Origin of the sequence: Myxococcus xanthus (assembly GCF_013116825.1) — a bacterium.
Taxonomy (GTDB): Bacteria; Myxococcota; Myxococcia; order Myxococcales; family Myxococcaceae; genus Myxococcus; species Myxococcus xanthus_B.
In genome coordinates, this window is the sequence record NZ_JABFNS010000098.1 from 17,934 (window position 1) to 35,769 (window position 17,836).

Sequence of the window (17,836 nt, forward strand, 5' to 3'; positions counted from 1 at the left end):
CGGCTGGCATTGCAGTGGGCGGTCGGGTCAAGGGCATCTGGGTTTACTTATAGTTTCGACTGAGTTATGTCTATGTAAGTAAACGACTGTGTACGTCGTGCGTGGCTTCCAACTCGAAAGGATATGTGCGGATGACTGCGACAAAGCAGGAGGGGCGCGCTTTTTCTCCGGAAGCCTTGAAGGAGAAGTACCGCCTCGAGCGTGAGAAGCGGCTGCGGCCCGACGGCAATACGCAGTACATCCCTTTGAAGGGCGTCTTCGCGGACTTCGACAAGGATCCTTATGTCGAGCCTGGCTTTACACGCCCGGCGCTGGTGGAAACGCTAGACGTCTTGATTGTCGGAGGTGGGTTTGGCGGCATGTTGTCGGCCGCGCGGCTGCGTCAGGCGGGCGTGGACTCCATCCGCATCGTCGAGAAGGGCAGCGACTTCGGTGGCACCTGGTACTGGAACCGCTATCCAGGCGCCGCTTGCGACGTGGAGTCCTACATCTATCTGCCGCTGCTCGAAGAGACTGGCTACATGCCCACGGAGAAGTATGCGCGGGCGCCCGAAATCTTCGCCCATTGCCAGCGCATTGGCAGGCACTTCCAGCTCTACGAGAAGGCCCTGTTCCAGACCCTGGTCCAGTCCATGGACTGGGACGAGGACGCCCGGCGCTGGAACGTCACGACCGACCGAGGGGATCGGCTGGCGGCGCGCTTCGTCATCATCGCGGGAGGCATCCTCCACAAGGCCAAGCTGCCCGGCATCCCAGGCATCGAGACGTTCAAGGGGCATTGCTTCCATACCAGCCGCTGGGACTACGCCTATACCGGCGGCAGCCCCACCAGCCGCATGACCCGGCTGGGTGACAAGCGCGTGGGCATCATCGGCACGGGCGCCACGGCGGTTCAGGCCATTCCCCAACTGGGGGCCGTGGCCCAGAAGCTGTATGTCTTTCAGCGCACTCCCTCGAGTGTTGGCGTGCGCGGCAACCGGCCCACGGATGAGACCTGGGCGAAGTCGCTCCAGGCAGGCTGGCAGCAAGAGCGCATCCGCAACTTCTCCGCGGTTGTCTCTGGCCGCCCGCTGCCGGTCGACATGGTCCAGGACGGCTGGACGTACATCTTTCAGGATGACGCGACCCAGCAGGCCCGGACGCCCGAGGAAGCCGTCGAACTCCGCCAGTTGGCTGACTACCGGAAGATGGAGGAGATCCGCGCGCGGGTGGATGCGATTGTTTCGGATGCGGCGACGGCCGAGGCGCTCAAGCCTTATTACAACCCGATGTGCAAGCGGCCCTGCTTCCACGACGAATACCTGGAGACGTTCAACCGGCCCAACGTCCAACTCGTGGACACGGAAGGCAAGGGCGTGGAGCGGATGACGCCGACGGGGGTGGTGGTGAAGGGGCGGGAATACCCGGTCGACTGTCTCATCTACGCCTCGGGCTTCGAAGTCTCGGGTGACTACACACGGATGCTGGGCTTCGACATCCGGGGCCGCGATGGCACATCGCTCCGGGAAAGCTGGGCCGACGGTCCGGCGACGCTGCACGGCATGCACAGCCGTGGCTTCCCGAATCTGCTGATGTTCACCACGACCCAGAGCGGCTGGGCCATCAACTTCGTGCACATCCTCGACGAGCAATCCCAGCACGCGGCCTACATCATCGGGCGGTGCCTGAAGCAGGGCGTGGAAGTCATCGAGCCCTCGGCGCAGGCACAGCAGCAGTGGTGGGACGTGATTCTCTCCCGCCTCAGGACGGGGATTTCCTTCGGCGGGGCGGATTGCACGCCCGGCTACTACAACAACGAGGGCGTCAGCCCGGGGCCGAACGCCATCCGCTACGCGACCTTCGGTGGCGACACGCTCGCGTTCATCGAAGTCCTGCGGGCCTGGCGTCAGGGCGATGGACTCGTCGGCCTGGAGCTCACGCAGGGCAAGGCGGCTTCGAATCCATGACTGCCTCCTGGTTCCGACGCGTCTCCAATTCCCTGGCCGCCGGTCTGTTGTTGATGGGGGGCCCTGTCCTGGCGACTTCTCCCAGGTCCTACCGTCAGGAGACGGTGGTGGCTGGCTCCCACTTCCAGGGCGTCCACGGGCTCGCCGTGGATGGAAAGGGAAACCTGCTGGCCAGCAACCTGCTGGGCCAGTCGGTCCACGCCGTCAACCTGCGCACGGGCGCGGTGAGCACGCTCGTGGGGCCTCCGCTGGGCGGCGCGGATGACGTCGCGCTGGGGCCTGACGGCTCCATCTACTGGACGGGTTACTTCTCCGGCCAGTTGATGCGGCGCACTCCGGATGGGAAGACGCGCGTCATCGCCAGGAACCTGCCGGGCCTCAACTCGCTGGCCTTCCGCGGCGATGGCCGGCTCTACGTGACGCAGCTCGGGCGGGGTGATGCGCTGTGGGAGGTGGACCCGGCCGGGCGCAAGCCGCCCCGGAAGGTCATCGACGCGCCCGGGTATCTCAATGGCTTCGAGTTCGGCCCCGATGACCGGCTGTATGGCCCGCTCATCCTCAAGGGGCAGATTGCCCGCGTGGACGTGGACACGGGCCTCATCGAGAAGGTGGCGGAGGGCTTTACGGTGCCCGTCGCCGTCAACTTCGACGCTCGCCGGGAGAACCTCTACGTCGTCGACGCGGCGACGGGCGAACTGGTGCGGGTCCGTCTGCCGTCGGGTGCCAAGGAGGTCGTCGCGAAGCTGCCCACCGGGCTCGACAATCTGGCCGTGGGCCCGGATGACCAGGTGTACGTGTCCAACATGGTCGACAACGACATCCGCGTGGTGAATCCCGCCGATGGCTCCGTTCGCCTCCTGGTCGACTCTCGCTTGTCCGTGCCCTCCGGTATCGCCGTCGTGCCAGATGACCCCGAGGAGACGCTGTACGTGGCGGATGTGTACGCCCTGCGCCGGGTGGGTGGGCGTGAGGGCCTGGTGACCCAGACGACGCGGGTCCTCTCGTCGCAGTTGAACTTCCCCATGAACGTGAGCGTGACTGCCCGGCATGTCGTGCTGAGCACGGCCTATCTGGGCAGCCACAGCACCCTCCAGGTGTTGGACCGCGGCACGGGGGCGCTGCTGCGGACCCTTCCCAGTCCGAATGGCGCGCAGGGTGTGGTGGAACTGGAGGACGGCACGCTCATCATCGCGGAGGCCGCCACGGGCCGGCTCGTTCGTGTGGGGACCTCCGAGCCCGCCGTTACCACGGTGCTGTCGGAAGGGCTGGGTGGGCCCGTGGGGCTCGCGGCCGACACGAAGGCGAAGGAGCCTGGGGTGTACGTGACGGAGGTGCGTTCGGGGAAGGTGACGCGCGTGCGCCTGTCGGATGGGGCGCGGCGCACGGTGGCCGCGGGCCTCGAGGCGCCCGAAGGCATCGCGCTGCATCCCGATGGTGGGCTGATTGTCGCGGAGGTGGGCCGCAAGCGGCTGGTGCGCATCGACGCGGCCACGGGCCGGGTGACGGTGCTCGCCAGGGGCCTGCGCATCGGTCTGCCTGAGAGCGAGGGGCTGCCTCCGGGCTACATCCCCACGGGCGTGGCGGTGGGCGCGTCGGGCACCCTCTACGTGACGTCCGACATCGAAAGCGCGCTCTACCGCTTCGTCCCCGTGCCTTGAGCCCGCACGGCCACCCGTCACACGGGGACTTCGAGGTTCATTGACAGACCCGCTTCGAACTCGGGCGCTTGTCGGAGCCGCTCCAGGACGATGCGGGTGCAGTGGAGCGTGACGAGGGGAATCGTCCCCGGTTCGCTGATCCACCGGACCGCGTCCATCAAATGGTGGGCTTTCAGGAACGCGAGCACGGCGTCCCAGAAGCGGCGCCCCTCGTCGAGCGCGGCCTGGTAGGCGGGCCGGCGGTCCGGGGCCGACGCCGGGATGGCATTGGCTCCACGCTTCTTGCGCGGCGGGGGCCGGTAAGGCGTGGCGCTCTGCCGGGGCATGACGATGGCTTCAATCCACATCGCGTCACCCTCCACACTCCCGGTCCTCGGGTGGGTCTGGGGATTATCGGACACGGCGCGTGCAGGTTGCGCCCCCTTCGGCTCGCACTCAAGGGTGGGGCACGCTCGCCCCCATGGCATGCGTTGCCTGCTTCCGGCCTCAAGGCTCGCTCGCACCTCAGGCGTGACAGTGGGCGCACGTCCGCTCGCCTGCTGGGTGCGCGCTGCGCCAACTGCCTGAAGTTGCAGGAGCGCATGTCAGGTGACGCGGTGGTGTGCTCCGGGCCGCCTACCGTCCGTGCAACCACATCCTACCTTGTGAGGCATGAAGGCATCTCGTCGGCAGCTCCCAGTCTATGTGCCGCCGCGGACGGTCTGGATTGTCGGATTGCAGGTCCTGCTGCTCATCCTGTGCTGGGCCGCGCTCCGCGCGCTGTACCCCGTGCTCACGCTGCTGGCCGTCGTGCTGCTGCTCTCCATCGCGCTGAGCCCGCTGGTGCGCCGGCTGACGCGGTGGGGGCTTCCACGCGGCGCGGGTGTGGCCATCGTGGCGCTGGCGCTGCTGGGGATGATGGGCGTCCTGGTGGGCTCGCTGGTGCCCATGCTCATCCACCAGCTCCAGGCCCTGGTCCAGTCGATGCCCGCCATGCTCGAACGGCTCGCGCAGTCCCGCTGGGTGGAGGAGCTGAGCACGCGTTATGGCGTGCAGGTGCAGGTGGAGGACCTCATCCGCTTCGAGCCGACGGACGTCGCGGGCCGCCTCATCAATGTCCTGTCGTCGACGCTGGGCCTGGTGGCGGGCGGCATCACCGTGGTGGTCCTCACGGTGTTCAGCCTGCTGTTCGGTGAAGACCTCTACGAGAGCACCATCCAGTGGGTGTCGCCGCGCCGCCAGCCTCGCGTGCGATTGCTCATGTCCCGGATGCGCAAGGCCGTGGCCAACTACCTGGCGGGGACCCTGCTGGTGATGACCATTGGCGGAACGGTCGCCGCCACCATGGCGCTCATCCAGGGCGTGCCGTACTTCCTGCCGCTGGGATTGATGGTGATGATGATGGGCGTCATTCCCTATCTGGGCAGCATCATCAGCGCGGTGCTGGTGGGCGTCATCACCCTGGCCGCGGTGGGCCTCAAGGATGCGCTCATCGCGGTGGCCGTGTTCATTGTGTACCAGCAGATTGAGTCCAACGTGCTGGGCCCCATGATTCAGCGGCGGGCCATCAAGATGAACCCGCTGCTCATCTCCATCGTGGTGCTCTGCGGCGGCGCGCTGGCGGGGCTGCCCGGCGTCGTCCTGGCGGTGCCGCTGGCCGCGGCGGCGCAGGTGCTGGTGCATGAGGTGCTGGGGCTTCGCCAGGAAGCGTGGCAGCGCAGCCATCGAATGGAGGCTTCGAAGCGGGAGCCCGGCCGAGGCGCGGTGGAGGAAGGGTTGCTCTTCGCGGGCCCCATGGCGGGGCCACGTCCGTCGGCGCCGCCGAGCCGTGAGCCACCGCCGCCGGACACTCCATCGGCGCACTGAGCGCGAAAGCAGAAGGGCCTCCGGACGTCGACCCGGAGGCCCTTCGCGTTCATTCCGCCGTCACGCCGGGTGACGGGGGGCGTTCATCAACGGGTCGCCTGCGTCGAGCGTCCCTGCACGCTGCGCGTCTTCTCCGGCGCCGAGGAGGCCACCGCGGCCGCCACGCCGAAGACGAGGTCGTCGCGGTCATTGTAGCTGCCGGAGGTGCACGAACTCGCGGTGCCGCCGTATCGGAATTGCGCGCGGATGGCGTGGTTGCCCGCGGTGGCGCCCAGGTTGAAGGTGTGCGTGAAGGTCCGCGCACCGCTGCCCGTACAGGCCACGTCCGTGGTCAGCGCCGCCCACGACGGCGCGGAGGTGTTGGTCGTGTAGTACAGGTCGAAGCGGTCCGTGGTGCCCCAGCACCACACCGTCACCTCGGCCGTCACCTGCTTGCCGACGGAGAAGGCGCTGTGGTCCACCGTGCGGAGGACGACACGGTCGATGCTCTCATCGCTGTGGTAGGTGCCGGAGCTTCCGTCCGCGCAGGAGGCGTTGAGGGTGTTGGGCTGGTTGGGCTCGGCGCCGCCGGACAGGGTGCCGCGGCCGTTGACGAGCACCGTCCCGGTGTCACACCCGCACACGTTGCCGCAGGACGGTGTCCGCAGCGTGGCGTTGTAGGTGGCGGCCACCGGCGTGCAGATGTTGGTGGTGGTGAAGCTCCTCGCCGTGCTGTAGGCGCTGGTGCCGCAGGAGTCGGCCGCCCGTGCGCGCCAGTAGTACGGGGTGCTGCTGCTCAGCGCTGGCGTCACCGTCCACGCGCTGGCCGTCAGGGCGGTGGCCGAGCGGACCACGTTGGTGAAGGCCGAGTCCGTGGCCACCTGGACCTCGTAGGTGGTGGCGCTGGGCACGTCGCTCCAGTCGAGCGCCGCGGACGTGCCGACGCCGGTGGCGCCGTCTGCGGGGCTGCTCAGCGTGGGCGCCGCCAGGGCGACGCAGCCGCGCGTGGTGAAGGTGGACGCCGCGCTCCAGGCGCCCACGCCACCGCACGAGTTGCTCGCGCGCACGCGCCAGTAGAACGAGGTGCTGGTGGCCAGGGCTGGCGACACCGTCCAGGTGCTGGCCGTCAGCGCGGTGGCGCTGGCCACCACGTTGGTGAAGGCCGCGTCGGTGGCGACCTGCACCTCGTATGTGGAGGCGCCGGAGACGTCGTTCCAGTCCAGCACCGCGGACAGCTCCACGCCGGTGGCGCCGCCGGAGGGCGCGGCGAGCACGGCCGTGCCGGGCGCGGCACAGACGGGCGTGGCGCACGTGCACGCGCTGGCGGCGCCGTAGCACGCGTTGGAGGACGCCGGGACGATGGAGTAGCAGTACTGCCGGCCGTTGGCGACCTCGCCGTCCGTGTAGGTGGTGCCCGTGACGGTGGCGACCTTCGCCTTGCCGAAGTCGCAGCCCGCGAATCCCTCCGTCTTCATCACCCAGTACTGGGAGGCGCCCGCGGACGCGTTCCAGCTCAGGCTGACCTGCCCGTCACCCGGGGTGGCGGTGGTGTTGGCGGGCGCCGCGGTGGGGCCGGCGGCGCAGCCGCTGTTCGTCACCGTCGGGGTGGAGCACGCGATGCGGTGCCGGTTGTACGCCGCGTAGATGGCGGACATGTGCGGCGTGCCGTTGGCCAGGTTGCCGTCGTCGTCGTCCGCCGCCAGCCACTGCATGTAGCCGTTGGTGGCGCCACAGCCGTCGGACGTGCCCGCCGTGCAGTTACAGGCGTGCCACGTGCCCACGTTGCCGCTGCCCTGGTAGAACGTCTTGTTGCCCACGATGAAGGCGGTGTTGGAGTCGTAGTTGAACGGCGGCGCCGTCAAGTCGCGCGTGACGAAGTCCCAGGCCGCCTGACGCACGGGCGAGGCCGCGCAGTGGACCTGGCGGCTGCACGGGCCGGAGCCGGAGCTGCACATGGGGCACACGAAGTTCTGCGGCGTGGCGGGGATGTTGGGCACGCTGGCGGCCCAGTCCGCGTCACGCACGCCGGAGCACTTGGTGTTGCACCACGACTGGCCGGAGACCTGCGCCTCCTGCTGGTTGTAGCCCGTGCCGTCCGGCGTCAGGCCGCAGCCGGTGTTGACCGTCTGGAAGAAGCCGTAGCCCACGCAGGACGTCTGCAGGCGGTAGATGGCCGCGATGTCCGCGTAGCCCTCCGACGAGTTGCTGAGCGAGCCGTTGGCGTCGAAGTCGTCGATGCCGTGGCCCCACTCGTGGTCGAACACGGCGCCAATCTCACCGGTGTTCCGGCAGCCGCCGCCGCTCCGGTAGAAGTTCACGGAGCTGCCGTTCCAGAAGGCGTTGCAGGTGCTGTTGATGTTGACGTTGGAGAGCAGCTGGCCCTGGAGCCAGGTGTTCGTGGGCAGCCACCCGCGGGCCTGCTCGGCCAGCTTGTTCAGCTCGTAGAAGCTGGAGCGGGACGCGGAGGTGTTGCCCGGCGAAGTGCCCGGAGGCACGTTGCAGTCGTGGCCGTTCCCCTTCAGGTCGATGGTGCCCGAGGCGCTGACGTTGATGGCGCCGCACGAGTCGCTGATGCGCACGTACTTGCCCGCGAGCGTGGTGGTGACGGTGCCGGAGCTGTAGTTGAAGACGCCCGCGCCGTCCGTGAAGGTGTTCGGGCCCGTATTGGCCCAGGGCATGGGCGAGTCGGGCTGTATGGTGCCGCACGTCTCGTTGGAGGTGCAGATGTCGATGTTGGTGGTCGGGTAGATGCCGCCCTTGATCTGCGCGTCGAAGTAGTGGTTGTCGTCCTCCACGGCGAGCACCTCGCCCGTCTGGGCGTCCACCGTCGTCTTCCAGCGCTCGTTGCCGCCGGCCTCGGAGAAGCCGTAGGTGTACACGAGCCGGTGCTCGTAGCCGGTGCCGACGGCGCCGTTGAAGGACTCACCCGCGAGCGCCACGGGGGCAATCTCCAGCGTGGGCTGCTGCCACAGCGTCTGGGGACTGGTGTTCATCCCCACGAAGCCGTTGCCGGACACCAGCGCGTCCTGCGGGGCCAGCCGGGGGCGGGTGTCGATGCGCACGTTGGCCCAGGCCTCGGTGCCAATGAGGATGAGGTTGCCGTGGCTGATGGTGGCCGCGATGCGCCCGTGGCGCACGGGGACGCCGTTGACCTGCTGGGAGATGTGGACCTGGATGAGGTCGTCGTTGATGCGCGTCACCCGGGGGTTGCCCATCTGCATCAGGTCGACGTTGAACGCGGCCTGGTTGTCCGCGATGAACTTGAAGATGAGGTCACCGACGGCGGCCTCGTCCACGTTCGCGATGGAGCGGCCAATGGACTCACGGACCTCGTCCATGGTGACCTTGTTGTTGAAGCCGTCACCGGGGATGAGGGGAATGGTGCCTTGCACCGCGGTGGGCGTTCCCGTGCGCGGGTCGATGTAGACGTTGAACTCGCGCCCATTGCGCTTGAAGAAGTCGTCCCACGCGTCGGCGCCGAGCGAGTTCATCTGCTGGCGGGCCTGCTGCAACGGCATGTTCTGGATGGGCAGGTACAGCTCTGGTTTGAAGAAAGCCTTGTCGGCGACGGCGCTCTGTCCCTTGTCAGGTGGCTTGAATGCCCAGGCGGAGGTGGATAGGAGCAGGACGAGACATGCTGCTGACACCCGTGTGTGGCGCATGCGTTTCTCCTCTGCGGACCCGCGGAGGCACATGCCCTCGCGGTGGCTCCTGCACGGAGCACGTCAACGCCCATACCGGGTGTGAAATTAAATCTGAATACGTGGGATTCCGTTCCCTATTCCCGAAGAAAGTTTTGCAAGAATAACAGGACTTAGAAGTGTTCACTGGTGGTGTGCCTGGCATTCGACCTGCCGCGCACGAACCGGGCTGTCATCCCGCGGGATTGAAGTTTTTCCATGTGGGCGCGAATCGCCTTCAGTCTGGCCAGATGCGCACCCAGTCATCCTGGATGAGCTTGCCGCTGGCGCGGTCGGTGCTCCCGCTGGCCACAAAGCGCCGGGGCGCGGTCAGCGCGAGCACGCCGGCCTCCACCCAGAAGAAGAGCAACGCGGCGGCGGCGACGGCGGGCAGCCAGGTGGACCCCCGCTGAGCGGAGGCGCGAGTGACGAGCACCACGAGCGGCAGCAACAGCAACGGGATGAGCGCGGGAAAGACGGCGAGCAGGCCACGCGTGTAGCCGAAGAAGGCGACGGTGATGAGGGCCCGGTGCAGCAGCACGGCGGTGAAGAGCGCGAAGCCGCGCCACGCGGGCCGCAAGGACAGCGCGGCGCCCGTGAGCAGCAGCAGGGTGAGCGGCCACTTCAGCCACGCGCGCTCCGGCACGAAGACGTCCACGGGGGCCCGGGCGCCGTGCAGTCCCGCGGGCAGGTTGGAGGCCCCCAGACCCAGCCGGAAGCCGTCCAGCCAGCGGTCCAGCTTGGCCAGCCACAGACGCGCCGCGTCCGCCGGGTAATCCCGCATCCACGCGAGCCCCTCCGCGTATCCGTGCAGCAGCAGGTGGCGCTGGGCGGGGTTGGCCACGTCCAGGAAGCCCTCCTGGCCCATCTGGTTGACGCTGTCGGGCGTGAAGCCCCCGGTGGCCGCGGCGTGGTTCGCCATGGCGAAGTTGATGGGGCCGTACACGGTGACGGGGGCCAGCACGGGCAGCGGCTCCAGGTGCGGCGTCCGGGCGTTGAGCTCGCGCAGCACGCGCGCGTTGTGGATGGCCCAGGGGGCCAGCACGACGGCGGTGACGAGCAGGGCCGCGCCCCAACGCAGGGCCAGGGTCCGCGGGGGCGTGGCGCCTCGGTAGAGCCAGGCCCAGGCGAGGAGGAAGGGCCAGAGGTACAGGTGTTCGGCGCGGGTGAGCGAGCCCAGGCCCATGACCGCGCCCAGCAGCACGGCGCCCGTCCAGGTGGGGCCCGCGCGGTGCTGGAGCATCAGCGCGCAGGTGGCCGAGAGGAAGAGGACGTAGAGCACTTCGTTGCTGTACGTGGTGGACAGCACCAGCCAGCCGAAGCTGCTCGCGAAGAGGGCGGCGCCCAGCAGGCTCCAGCCGGTGCCCAGCACCTTGCGCCACCACCACCCCGTGAAGGCGACCGTGCCCGCGTTCAGCAGCGCCAGCGCGAGCTTGTACGGGTAGGCGCTGCCCTGCGGCGGGCCCAGCACGCGGTAGAGCAGCCCCAGGAGCCAGGGGAACAGGGGCGGGTGGTAGGGCAGGGTGGCGGGCCCGGTGTGCCCCCGCGCGAGGTCGGCGGCGTAGGCGTGGAAGAAGCGCGCGTCGCCGTAGAAGAAGATGGAGAAGGGCCAGGTCCGGTCAGGCGACGCCTGCAGGTAGAGCCAGCGCAGCAGCAGGCTGAGGCTGAAGGAAGCGGCGGCGCCCAGGGCCACCGGGTGCCGCCGACACAGCTCGCTCACAGCGGTGAAGCGCCTGCGCATGCCACCCCCCGGACGCGTTGCCCGCCACCTTAGCCAGGCGCGAGCGCGGCGGCCAGGCGGCGCTCAGCTCCGCAGGGGCGGCCTGCCCTGGTGCGCCACCAGCAGGTCATGCATGTCGTTGGCGTGCTCCTCCTCCTTGGAGAGGATGTCCTCCAGCAGCCGGCGCGTCGTCGGGTCATGGTTGGCGAAGTAGCGCACCATCTCCTGGTACGTCTGGATGGCGATGCGCTCGGCGATGAGGTTCTCCTTGATCATGTCCACCAGGTTCTGCCCTTCGGCGTACTGGCTGGCGCTGCGGGACAGCAGTCCTTCGGGGTTGAAGTCCGCCTTGCCACCGAGTTGGTTGATGCGCTCGGCGATGCGGAGCGCGTGTTGCTGTTCCTCGCGGGCGTGCTGTCCAAACTCGTCCTTCACGGACTCGCTCTGGATGCCCACCGCGGAGACGTAGTGGTAGGTGTAGCGCAGCACGCAGACGATTTCCGTCGCCAGCGCGTCGTTGAGCAGCTTGATGGTGGCGTTGACGTCGCCCTCATAGTCTTCGGTGATGGCGCCTTCCTCCAGGTGCTCCCGGGCTCGGCGGCGAATCTCGGTGATATCCGTGAGGAAGGGCTGCTGGACTTCGGCCATGGTCGTCCCCCTGTTCTGGGCCTCGCGCAAAGGTAGGAAGGGCGGGGCGCGGCGAAGCCACCCACGGGAGGAATGGTCCGCCACCACGCCCCGGGGACGGGCGAGGGCACGGGGACTTCTTCCGGGCTTTCAGAAAAACAACGAACTTCCACGCGTCGGTGGCAGGCTGCACGCGTTCGTTTCCTAGACTCGGCCGCCGCGGCAGTCGCCCGCCCGGTCTGTCTTGGCGCCCGGCATGGAGGGAAGTGTGTCCCACGCAGGTGAGCAGGCCATCCTGGCCATTGACCTCGGGACGTCCGCCGTCAAGGTGGCGGCCGTCACGCTGAGGGGGCGGATTCTGGGCGGTGATGTGGAGCCGCTGGAGCTGTCCCTGCTCCCGGAAGGGGGCGCCGAGCAGCAGCCGGAGGCGTGGTGGCGCGCCATCGTCCTGGCGACGCGGCGCCTGCTGGCCTCCGGGGCCGTGCGCGCGGAGGACGTCATCGGCGTCAACTGCAGCTCGCAGTGGTCCGGCACCGTCGCGGTGGACGCGTCCGGAGCGCCCGTGTGCCCCGCGCTCATCTGGATGGACTCGCGCGGCGCGCCGGACGTGAAGCGCGCGGTGGGCGGTTTCCTCTCCGTGGAAGGCTACGACGTCCGCCGCCTGATGACGTGGATTCGCCTGTCGGGCGGAGTGCCCAGCCTGTCGGGCAAGGACCCGGTGGGCCACATCCTCTACCTGCGGCGCGAGCGCCCGGACGTGTACCGCCGGACGTACAAGTTCCTGGAGCCGAAGGACTGGCTCAACCTGAAGCTGAGTGGCCGCTGCGCCGCCTCGTATGACTCCATCACCCTGCACTGGGTGACGGACAACCGCGCGCTGGGCCGCATCGCCTATGACGACCGGCTGCTGAAGATGGCGGGGCTCGAGCGGGAGAAGCTCCCGGACCTGGTCCCCGCCTCCACGGTGCTGGGGCCGCTCCAGGCGCAGGCCGCGAGTGAGCTGGGCCTGCGCGAGGACGTTCAGGTGGTGACGGGCGCGCCGGACATCCTCGCCGCCGCCGTGGGTTCTGGCGCGGTGGGCGACTTCGAGCCCCACCTGTGCGTGGGGACCTCGTCGTGGCTGTGCTGCCACGTGCCCTACAAGAAGACGGACCTCTTCCACCAGATGGCGTCCGTGCCGTCCGCCCTGCCTGGGCGCTACCTGCTCGCCAACGAGCAGGAGTCCGCCGGCATCTGCCTCACGTTCCTCAAGGACAACATCCTGTATGGCCGGGATGCGGGGGCGGGCACGGACGGTGACGCGCCGGACCTCTACCGGGTGATGGAGGCGCAGGCGGGCAACGTCCCCGCGGGCAGCGACCAGCTCATCTTCCTGCCCTGGCTCAACGGCGAGCGCAGCCCGGTGGACGACAAGTCACTGCGCGGCGGCTTCTTCAACCAGTCCCTGAAGACGACGCGGGCGCACATGGTCCGGGCGGTGATGGAGGGCGTGGCCTACAATTCGCGCTGGCTCTTCACCTATGTGGAGCAGTTCGTGGGCCGGCGGTTGGACTCGCTGCGAATCATCGGCGGCGGGGCGCGCTCCGCGCTGTGGTGCCAGATTCACGCGGACGTGCTGGGCCGCGCGGTGCAGCAGGTGGATGAGCCGGTGCTCGCCAACGCACGAGGCGCCGCGTTCCAGGCCGCGGTGGCGCTGGGGCGGCTGACGGTGGAGGAGATTCCCTCGCTCGTGCCGGTCGCCCGCACCTTTCATCCGGAATCGAAGAACGCGGCGCTCTACGACGAGCTGTTTCGCGAGTTCGTCAACATCTACAAACACAACAAGGCCATCTTCGCGCGGCTCAATCGCGCGCGAAGCGCCTGAACCCCCAGGAGTTCGCCATGGCACTTCCAGACCTGAAGGCGCTGAGCCTGCTCAACCACGTCCCGCCGAGGCTGCTTTCCGCAGCGGAGCGCTATCTCAAGGCTGTTCCGGGCGTGAAGGGCCTGCTCAACCGGGAGACGGGCTCGCTGCTGTCCGAGCTGGAGAGCGGCCTCAAGCCCTACCGCGGGAAGATGCAGTCGTTCGACCACCTGCCGCCGACGGGGCGCTCGCGCGAGGACGTGCTGCGTGAACTCCAGGCCCTGGAGTCGCAGGAGGAGTACCGCTGGCGGGAAGGGCGCGTGTCCGGAGGCGTGTACAACGGGGACGCGGAGCACATCGCGTTCCTCAACCGCGTCTATGCGCTGCATTCGCAGAGCAACCCGCTGCACGCCGACCTCTGGCCCAGCGCCACCAAGTTCGAGGCGGAGGTGGTGGCGATGACGGCCAGCATGCTCGGCGCGGACGTGGCGAACGCGGGTCAGCCGGAGGAGGCGCGCATCTGCGGGGCCATGTCGTCCGGTGGCACCGAGAGCATCATGCTGGCGATGAAGACGTACCGGGACTGGGCCCGGGAGACCCAGGGCATCACCCGGCCGGAGATGGTGGCGCCCGCCAGCGCGCACCCGGCCTTCGACAAGGCGGCGCACTACTTCGGCATCAAGATGGTGCGCGTGCCGGTGGGCTCGGACTACCGCGCGGACGTGGCGGCCATGCGCAAGGCGGTGAACCGCAACACCATCGTCATCATCGGCTCCGCGCCGGGCTTTCCGCACGGGGTCATCGACCCCATCGAGGCGCTGTCCGAGATTGCGCGCAAGAAGCGCATCGGCTTCCACACCGACGCATGCCTGGGCGGCTTCGTGCTGCCGTTCGCGAAGAAGCTGGGTTACGACGTGCCGCCCTTCGACTTCCGGCTGCCGGGCGTGACGTCCATCTCCGTGGACACGCACAAGTTCGGCTACGCGGCCAAGGGCTCCTCCGTGGTGCTGTACCGGGGCACGGAGCTGCGCTCGCACCAGTACTTCACGGCGACGGACTGGCCGGGTGGCATCTACTTCTCGCCCACCTTCTCCGGCAGCCGGCCCGGGGCGCTCATCGCCTCGGCGTGGGCCGCGCTGGTGAGCATGGGCGAGCAGGGCTACCTGGACGCCACCCGGAGCATCCTGGAGACAGCGGCGACCATCAAGAAGGGCATCCGCGACATCCCCGAGCTGCACGTGCTGGGCGACCCGCTGTTCGTCATCGCCTTCGGGTCGGAGTCCGTGGACATCTTCCAGGTGATGGAGCGGATGAGCGAGCACGGGTGGAACCTCAACGGCCTGCACAAACCGTCCGCCGTCCACCTGTGCGTCACGCTGCGCCACACGCAGCCCGGCGTCGCGGACCAGTTCCTGGTCGACCTGCGCGACGCCGTGGACTACGTGAAGTCCCACCCCAGCGCGAAGGGGTCGATGGCGCCCGTGTACGGCATGGCCGCCTCCGTGCCCTTCCGCGGTCTGGTGAGCGACCTGCTCAAGAAGTACATGGACCTGCTCTACAAGGTGTAACGGCGCGCGGGGCCTACAGCGACCGGCTGGCGATTTCCGCCAGCTCCGCGTCCGTCAGCACCAGGGGGTTGGCCTTCATGCTGCTGGCCTCCTTGGCCTTCGCCACCAGCGCCGGCACCTGGGCCTCCGTCAGCCCGTAGCGTCCCAGCCCCGGCACGCCCAGCGCCGCGCGAAGGGTGTCCACCCACGTGACGGCGTCCTCGGCCCGAGCATCGGCCCTGCCCGTCAGCAGCACCGCCAACTCCTGCACCCGGGACAGTGATGGATGCGTTGGCGCGCGGGCCCGCAGCGCGCGCAGGTTGACGTCCAGCACCGCGGGCAGCAGCGCCGCGCATACCGCGCCGTGGGGCGCGTCGAACATGCCACCCAGCGGCGCGGCGAAGCCGTGCACCGCGCCCAGGCCGGCGTTGGCCAGACATAGACCGCCGAACAGGCTGGCCAGGGCCAGGTCCTCGCGGGCGGACGCATCCGGACCGTCCAGCACCGCGCGCCGCAGCGAGCGGGCCGACCTTCGCAAGCCCTCGCGTGCCAGCGCGTCCGTCAGCGGGTTGGCGCGCGCGGAGAGGAAGGGCTCGATGAGCTGCGACAGCGCATCCATCCCACTGGACGCGAGCACGGCGGCAGGCGCCCCAGTGAGCAGGTCCGGGTCCACCAGCGCCACGCGCGGCAGCATGTGTGGACTGCGCAGGCTGGCCTTCGCCTTCGCGTCCTTCGAGCTCAGCACCGCGTTGCGCGTCACCTCGGAGCCGGTGCCGGCCGTGGTGGGGATGGCCATGAAGGGCAGGGACGGGCGGATGAGCGGCCGGCCCCGGCCAATCACTTCCAGGTAGTCCAGCGGGTCGCCCCCGTTGGCGGCGAGCGCGGCAATGGCCTTGCCCGCGTCCAGCGCGCTGCCTCCGCCCATGGCCACCACCACATCACAGCCCGCTTCCGCGACGCGCGCGGTGCCTTCACGAGCACGCTCCACGGTGGGCTCGCCGTCCACGGAGAATATCGTCACGCCCAGTCCCAGGCGCTCCAATGCGTCCTGGAGGGGCCGTGCACGCGTGGGATTGGCGCCGGTGACGAGCAGCACCCGGGAGCCCCCGAGGCCGCGGATGGCCTCCGGCGCTTCAGCCAGGCGGCCCGGACCGAAGAGGACGCGGGTGGCGGTGGCGAACTCGAACGAGGAAGAATCGCTCACGTCCGTCACCACCCGGCGTCTTCAGGGAAGCGGTTGACGAACTTCTGGCTGGTGCGGGGCTCCGCCATCATCGGCGCCACGGTGTCGCGCCAGGTGAGGTAGTGCGCCGTCTCCTTGTGCGCGGCGGGGGCCTGCGGCGTCCGGTACGCCTCCACCAGCACGAAGCGCGTGGGGTCCTCGGCGTCCTGCAGGACGTCGAAGCGGGCAATGCCAGGCTCCCTCACGCTTTCTCGCGCATTGGCGAGCGTGGCCTGGTGGAAGGCGTCCACGTGCTCCTGCTTGACGTGGACCTGGACGTGAACGACGAGGAGACTGTGGGACATGCTCCGGAAACTACTCCGGGCCGGGGCCGCGTGGGGACGCGACCGCCGGCCCGGGTGGAGGCAGGGGTGTTGGCGGCCCGTCAGTCGCTACGGAGCCTTGAGGACCGCCGTCGGGTTGATGACGTCTTCCAGCTTGCGGGCCATGGTCCACCCGTCGTGGTAGATGATGCCCACGGGGCTGATGGTGTCATTCCGGTACAGGCCGACCTTCAGGTAGTTGAGCTGACCCTTGTACTGCGTGGCGATGTAGCGCTTGGGCAGCACCACCTTGCCGTTCAGGTACAGCTCCACGAAGCCCACCTTGGAGTCCGGCGACCACTTCACGTGGAAGATGAAGTCCAGCCAGCGGCCGCGAACCAGCGGCGTGCGCCAGACGATGGTGCCCGGGTTGCCGCCGATGTTGAGGCGAATCTCCTCGCCGTAGACGTAGAACTCCACCGGGGGCGAACCGGAGTTGCCCTCGTGGTGCCACTGGGTGAAGAGCTGCCACGTCTTCGCGCTGGGGAAGCTCGAGTCGAACATGGTGCTGAAGCGGTAGTAGTACTCGGAGCCCGTGGCCTCGCGCGTCATGCGCACCAGCTCGTTGCGGTTGCCGCTGGAGTTGATGGGGTCGTCGCCCTTGCGCACGGTGGCCTTGAGGGCGTAGCGGCCTTGCCGCGCGGGCGAACTCACCACCGCCAGCCGGTCCGCGCTCACCATCTGCGTGTGGCTCCACTGGGAGCGGCTGTTGGTCTCGAAGTCACCGACCCACACCACGCTGGCGCCGGTGCCCGGGGGCGGCTGCTCCGGCGTGGGATCCGGATCCGGATCCGGATCTGGGGTGGGGGTGGGGTCGGTGGGAGTCGACGTCGTGGACGAGCAGGCCCGCGCCTCGGCGATGCTGGCCCATTCATTGACGTTGTTGCTCAGGAAGGTGATGCGAACCCGGCGCGTGTTGATGGCCTTGAAGCTGTACGTCTCCGCGGCGGTCGTGGTGCCGCTGCTCTTGCCCGAATAGACCTGCGTATAGGTATAGCCATCCGGTGAGACAGAGACGAAGAACTCATTCGCGCGCGTATTGCCCTGGTGCCACGCGACGGAGACACCGGCGACCTGCTGGATGGAGCCCAGGTCATAGTCAACCCAAGAGCCCCGGCCGCTCCGGCTCCAGCGCGTGCCCAGGTTGTCGTCCATGGTATTGGCTGGGACGTTCCCGTCGTGGCCGTTGGAAATCACCGACCGGGCCGTCAGTGCGGTGCAACCGGGGGTGGTCAACGCCGCGGCGCTGACCTCGGAGTTGCCGAGGGCGTCGAATTCGATGGGGGACGCACCGGCTTCAGATGAAACATCATCTTCAGGGGCGCCGCAGCCCGTGCTGCTCATACCGAGCAGCGTTCCAACCAGCAGGAGAGTCTTCTTCATGTGGGGGGATCTCTGGGAACTAAAGACAGACGATGGGGAGTCCGCGCCGTGGGGGGACGGGCG

Annotated in this window: 12 protein-coding genes; 5 read left to right on the forward strand and 7 right to left on the reverse strand. The window is 68.6% G+C overall.

Annotated elements, in window-relative coordinates; genetic code table 11:
- The first annotated feature begins 131 nt into the window (after positions 1–131).
- A complete protein-coding gene (locus tag HNV26_RS25475) occupies positions 132–1,946 on the forward strand; it encodes a flavin-containing monooxygenase (RefSeq protein WP_171443532.1) in 1,815 nt (604 codons plus the stop codon).
- Positions 1,947–2,053: 107 nt separating this feature from the next.
- The gene (locus HNV26_RS25480; RefSeq protein ID WP_366816955.1) at positions 2,054–3,604 is read left to right on the forward strand and encodes a gluconolaconase; all 1,551 of its coding nucleotides are present in this window, start codon (positions 2,054–2,056) and stop codon (positions 3,602–3,604) included.
- Between the two features lie 17 nt (positions 3,605–3,621).
- Here HNV26_RS25480 and HNV26_RS25485 read toward each other — a convergent pair whose 3' ends face one another.
- A complete protein-coding gene (locus tag HNV26_RS25485; RefSeq protein ID WP_253817021.1) occupies positions 3,622–3,951 on the reverse strand; it encodes a hypothetical protein in 330 nt (109 codons plus the stop codon).
- 304 nt (positions 3,952–4,255) lie between these two features.
- Here HNV26_RS25485 and HNV26_RS25490 point away from each other — a divergent pair, with 304 nt between their 5' ends.
- Entirely contained in the window at positions 4,256–5,449 is a 1,194-nt protein-coding gene (locus tag HNV26_RS25490) for an AI-2E family transporter (protein WP_171443529.1), read from the forward strand.
- 86 nt (positions 5,450–5,535) lie between these two features.
- On the opposite strand, the gene HNV26_RS25495 is transcribed toward HNV26_RS25490, so the two are convergent.
- The 3 genes from HNV26_RS25495 to HNV26_RS25505 form a co-directional block, all read right to left on the reverse strand.
- Entirely contained in the window at positions 5,536–9,090 is a 3,555-nt protein-coding gene (locus HNV26_RS25495) for a PepSY domain-containing protein (protein ID WP_171443528.1), read from the reverse strand.
- A 256-nt stretch (positions 9,091–9,346) separates the two neighbouring features.
- On the reverse strand, positions 9,347–10,849 hold the full coding sequence (locus HNV26_RS25500) for an ArnT family glycosyltransferase (protein ID WP_171443527.1): 1,503 nt from the start codon (positions 10,847–10,849) through the stop codon (positions 9,347–9,349).
- 63 nt (positions 10,850–10,912) lie between these two features.
- The gene (locus HNV26_RS25505) at positions 10,913–11,476 is read right to left on the reverse strand and encodes a ferritin-like domain-containing protein (protein WP_171443526.1); all 564 of its coding nucleotides are present in this window, start codon (positions 11,474–11,476) and stop codon (positions 10,913–10,915) included.
- Between the two features lie 235 nt (positions 11,477–11,711).
- Between HNV26_RS25505 and HNV26_RS25510 the strand changes: the two genes are divergently transcribed.
- Together HNV26_RS25510 and HNV26_RS25515 are read left to right on the forward strand one after the other, a co-directional pair.
- A complete protein-coding gene (locus HNV26_RS25510; RefSeq protein ID WP_171443525.1) occupies positions 11,712–13,319 on the forward strand; it encodes a xylulokinase in 1,608 nt (535 codons plus the stop codon).
- Positions 13,320–13,336: 17 nt separating this feature from the next.
- Positions 13,337–14,866 carry a pyridoxal phosphate-dependent decarboxylase family protein gene (locus tag HNV26_RS25515; RefSeq protein ID WP_171443524.1) on the forward strand — a complete coding sequence of 510 codons (1,530 nt, stop codon included), beginning with the start codon at positions 13,337–13,339 and terminating at the stop codon, positions 14,864–14,866.
- A gap of 13 nt (positions 14,867–14,879) precedes the next feature.
- On the opposite strand, the gene HNV26_RS25520 is transcribed toward HNV26_RS25515, so the two are convergent.
- The 3 genes from HNV26_RS25520 to HNV26_RS25530 all read right to left on the reverse strand — a co-directional run bounded on the left by HNV26_RS25520 (position 14,880) and on the right by HNV26_RS25530 (position 17,773).
- Positions 14,880–16,061 (reverse strand): iron-containing alcohol dehydrogenase, encoded by a 1,182-nt coding sequence (locus tag HNV26_RS25520; RefSeq protein ID WP_171443523.1) that lies wholly within the window; start codon positions 16,059–16,061, stop codon positions 14,880–14,882.
- The gene (locus HNV26_RS25525) at positions 16,055–16,372 is read right to left on the reverse strand and encodes an antibiotic biosynthesis monooxygenase (protein ID WP_171443522.1); all 318 of its coding nucleotides are present in this window, start codon (positions 16,370–16,372) and stop codon (positions 16,055–16,057) included. The genes HNV26_RS25520 and HNV26_RS25525 overlap by 7 nt, the downstream gene beginning before the upstream one ends.
- A gap of 87 nt (positions 16,373–16,459) precedes the next feature.
- Positions 16,460–17,773 carry a heparin lyase I family protein gene (locus tag HNV26_RS25530; protein WP_171452890.1) on the reverse strand — a complete coding sequence of 438 codons (1,314 nt, stop codon included), beginning with the start codon at positions 17,771–17,773 and terminating at the stop codon, positions 16,460–16,462.
- Between the last annotated feature and the right edge of the window lie 63 nt (positions 17,774–17,836).

Bases quoted from the DNA above. Each gene is read 5' to 3' on its own strand.
- HNV26_RS25475 (WP_171443532.1), top strand. From the start codon at position 132: ATGACTGCGACAAAGCAGGAGGGGCGCGCTTTTTCTCCGGAAGCCTTG.
- HNV26_RS25485 (WP_253817021.1), bottom strand. From the start codon at position 3,951: ATGTGGATTGAAGCCATCGTCATGCCCCGGCAGAGCGCCACGCCTTAC.
- HNV26_RS25490 (WP_171443529.1), top strand. From the start codon at position 4,256: ATGAAGGCATCTCGTCGGCAGCTCCCAGTCTATGTGCCGCCGCGGACG.
- HNV26_RS25495 (WP_171443528.1), bottom strand. From the start codon at position 9,090: ATGCGCCACACACGGGTGTCAGCAGCATGTCTCGTCCTGCTCCTATCC.
- HNV26_RS25500 (WP_171443527.1), bottom strand. From the start codon at position 10,849: ATGCGCAGGCGCTTCACCGCTGTGAGCGAGCTGTGTCGGCGGCACCCG.
- HNV26_RS25505 (WP_171443526.1), bottom strand. From the start codon at position 11,476: ATGGCCGAAGTCCAGCAGCCCTTCCTCACGGATATCACCGAGATTCGC.
- HNV26_RS25510 (WP_171443525.1), top strand. From the start codon at position 11,712: ATGGAGGGAAGTGTGTCCCACGCAGGTGAGCAGGCCATCCTGGCCATT.
- HNV26_RS25515 (WP_171443524.1), top strand. From the start codon at position 13,337: ATGGCACTTCCAGACCTGAAGGCGCTGAGCCTGCTCAACCACGTCCCG.
- HNV26_RS25525 (WP_171443522.1), bottom strand. From the start codon at position 16,372: ATGTCCCACAGTCTCCTCGTCGTTCACGTCCAGGTCCACGTCAAGCAG.
- HNV26_RS25530 (WP_171452890.1), bottom strand. From the start codon at position 17,773: ATGAAGAAGACTCTCCTGCTGGTTGGAACGCTGCTCGGTATGAGCAGC.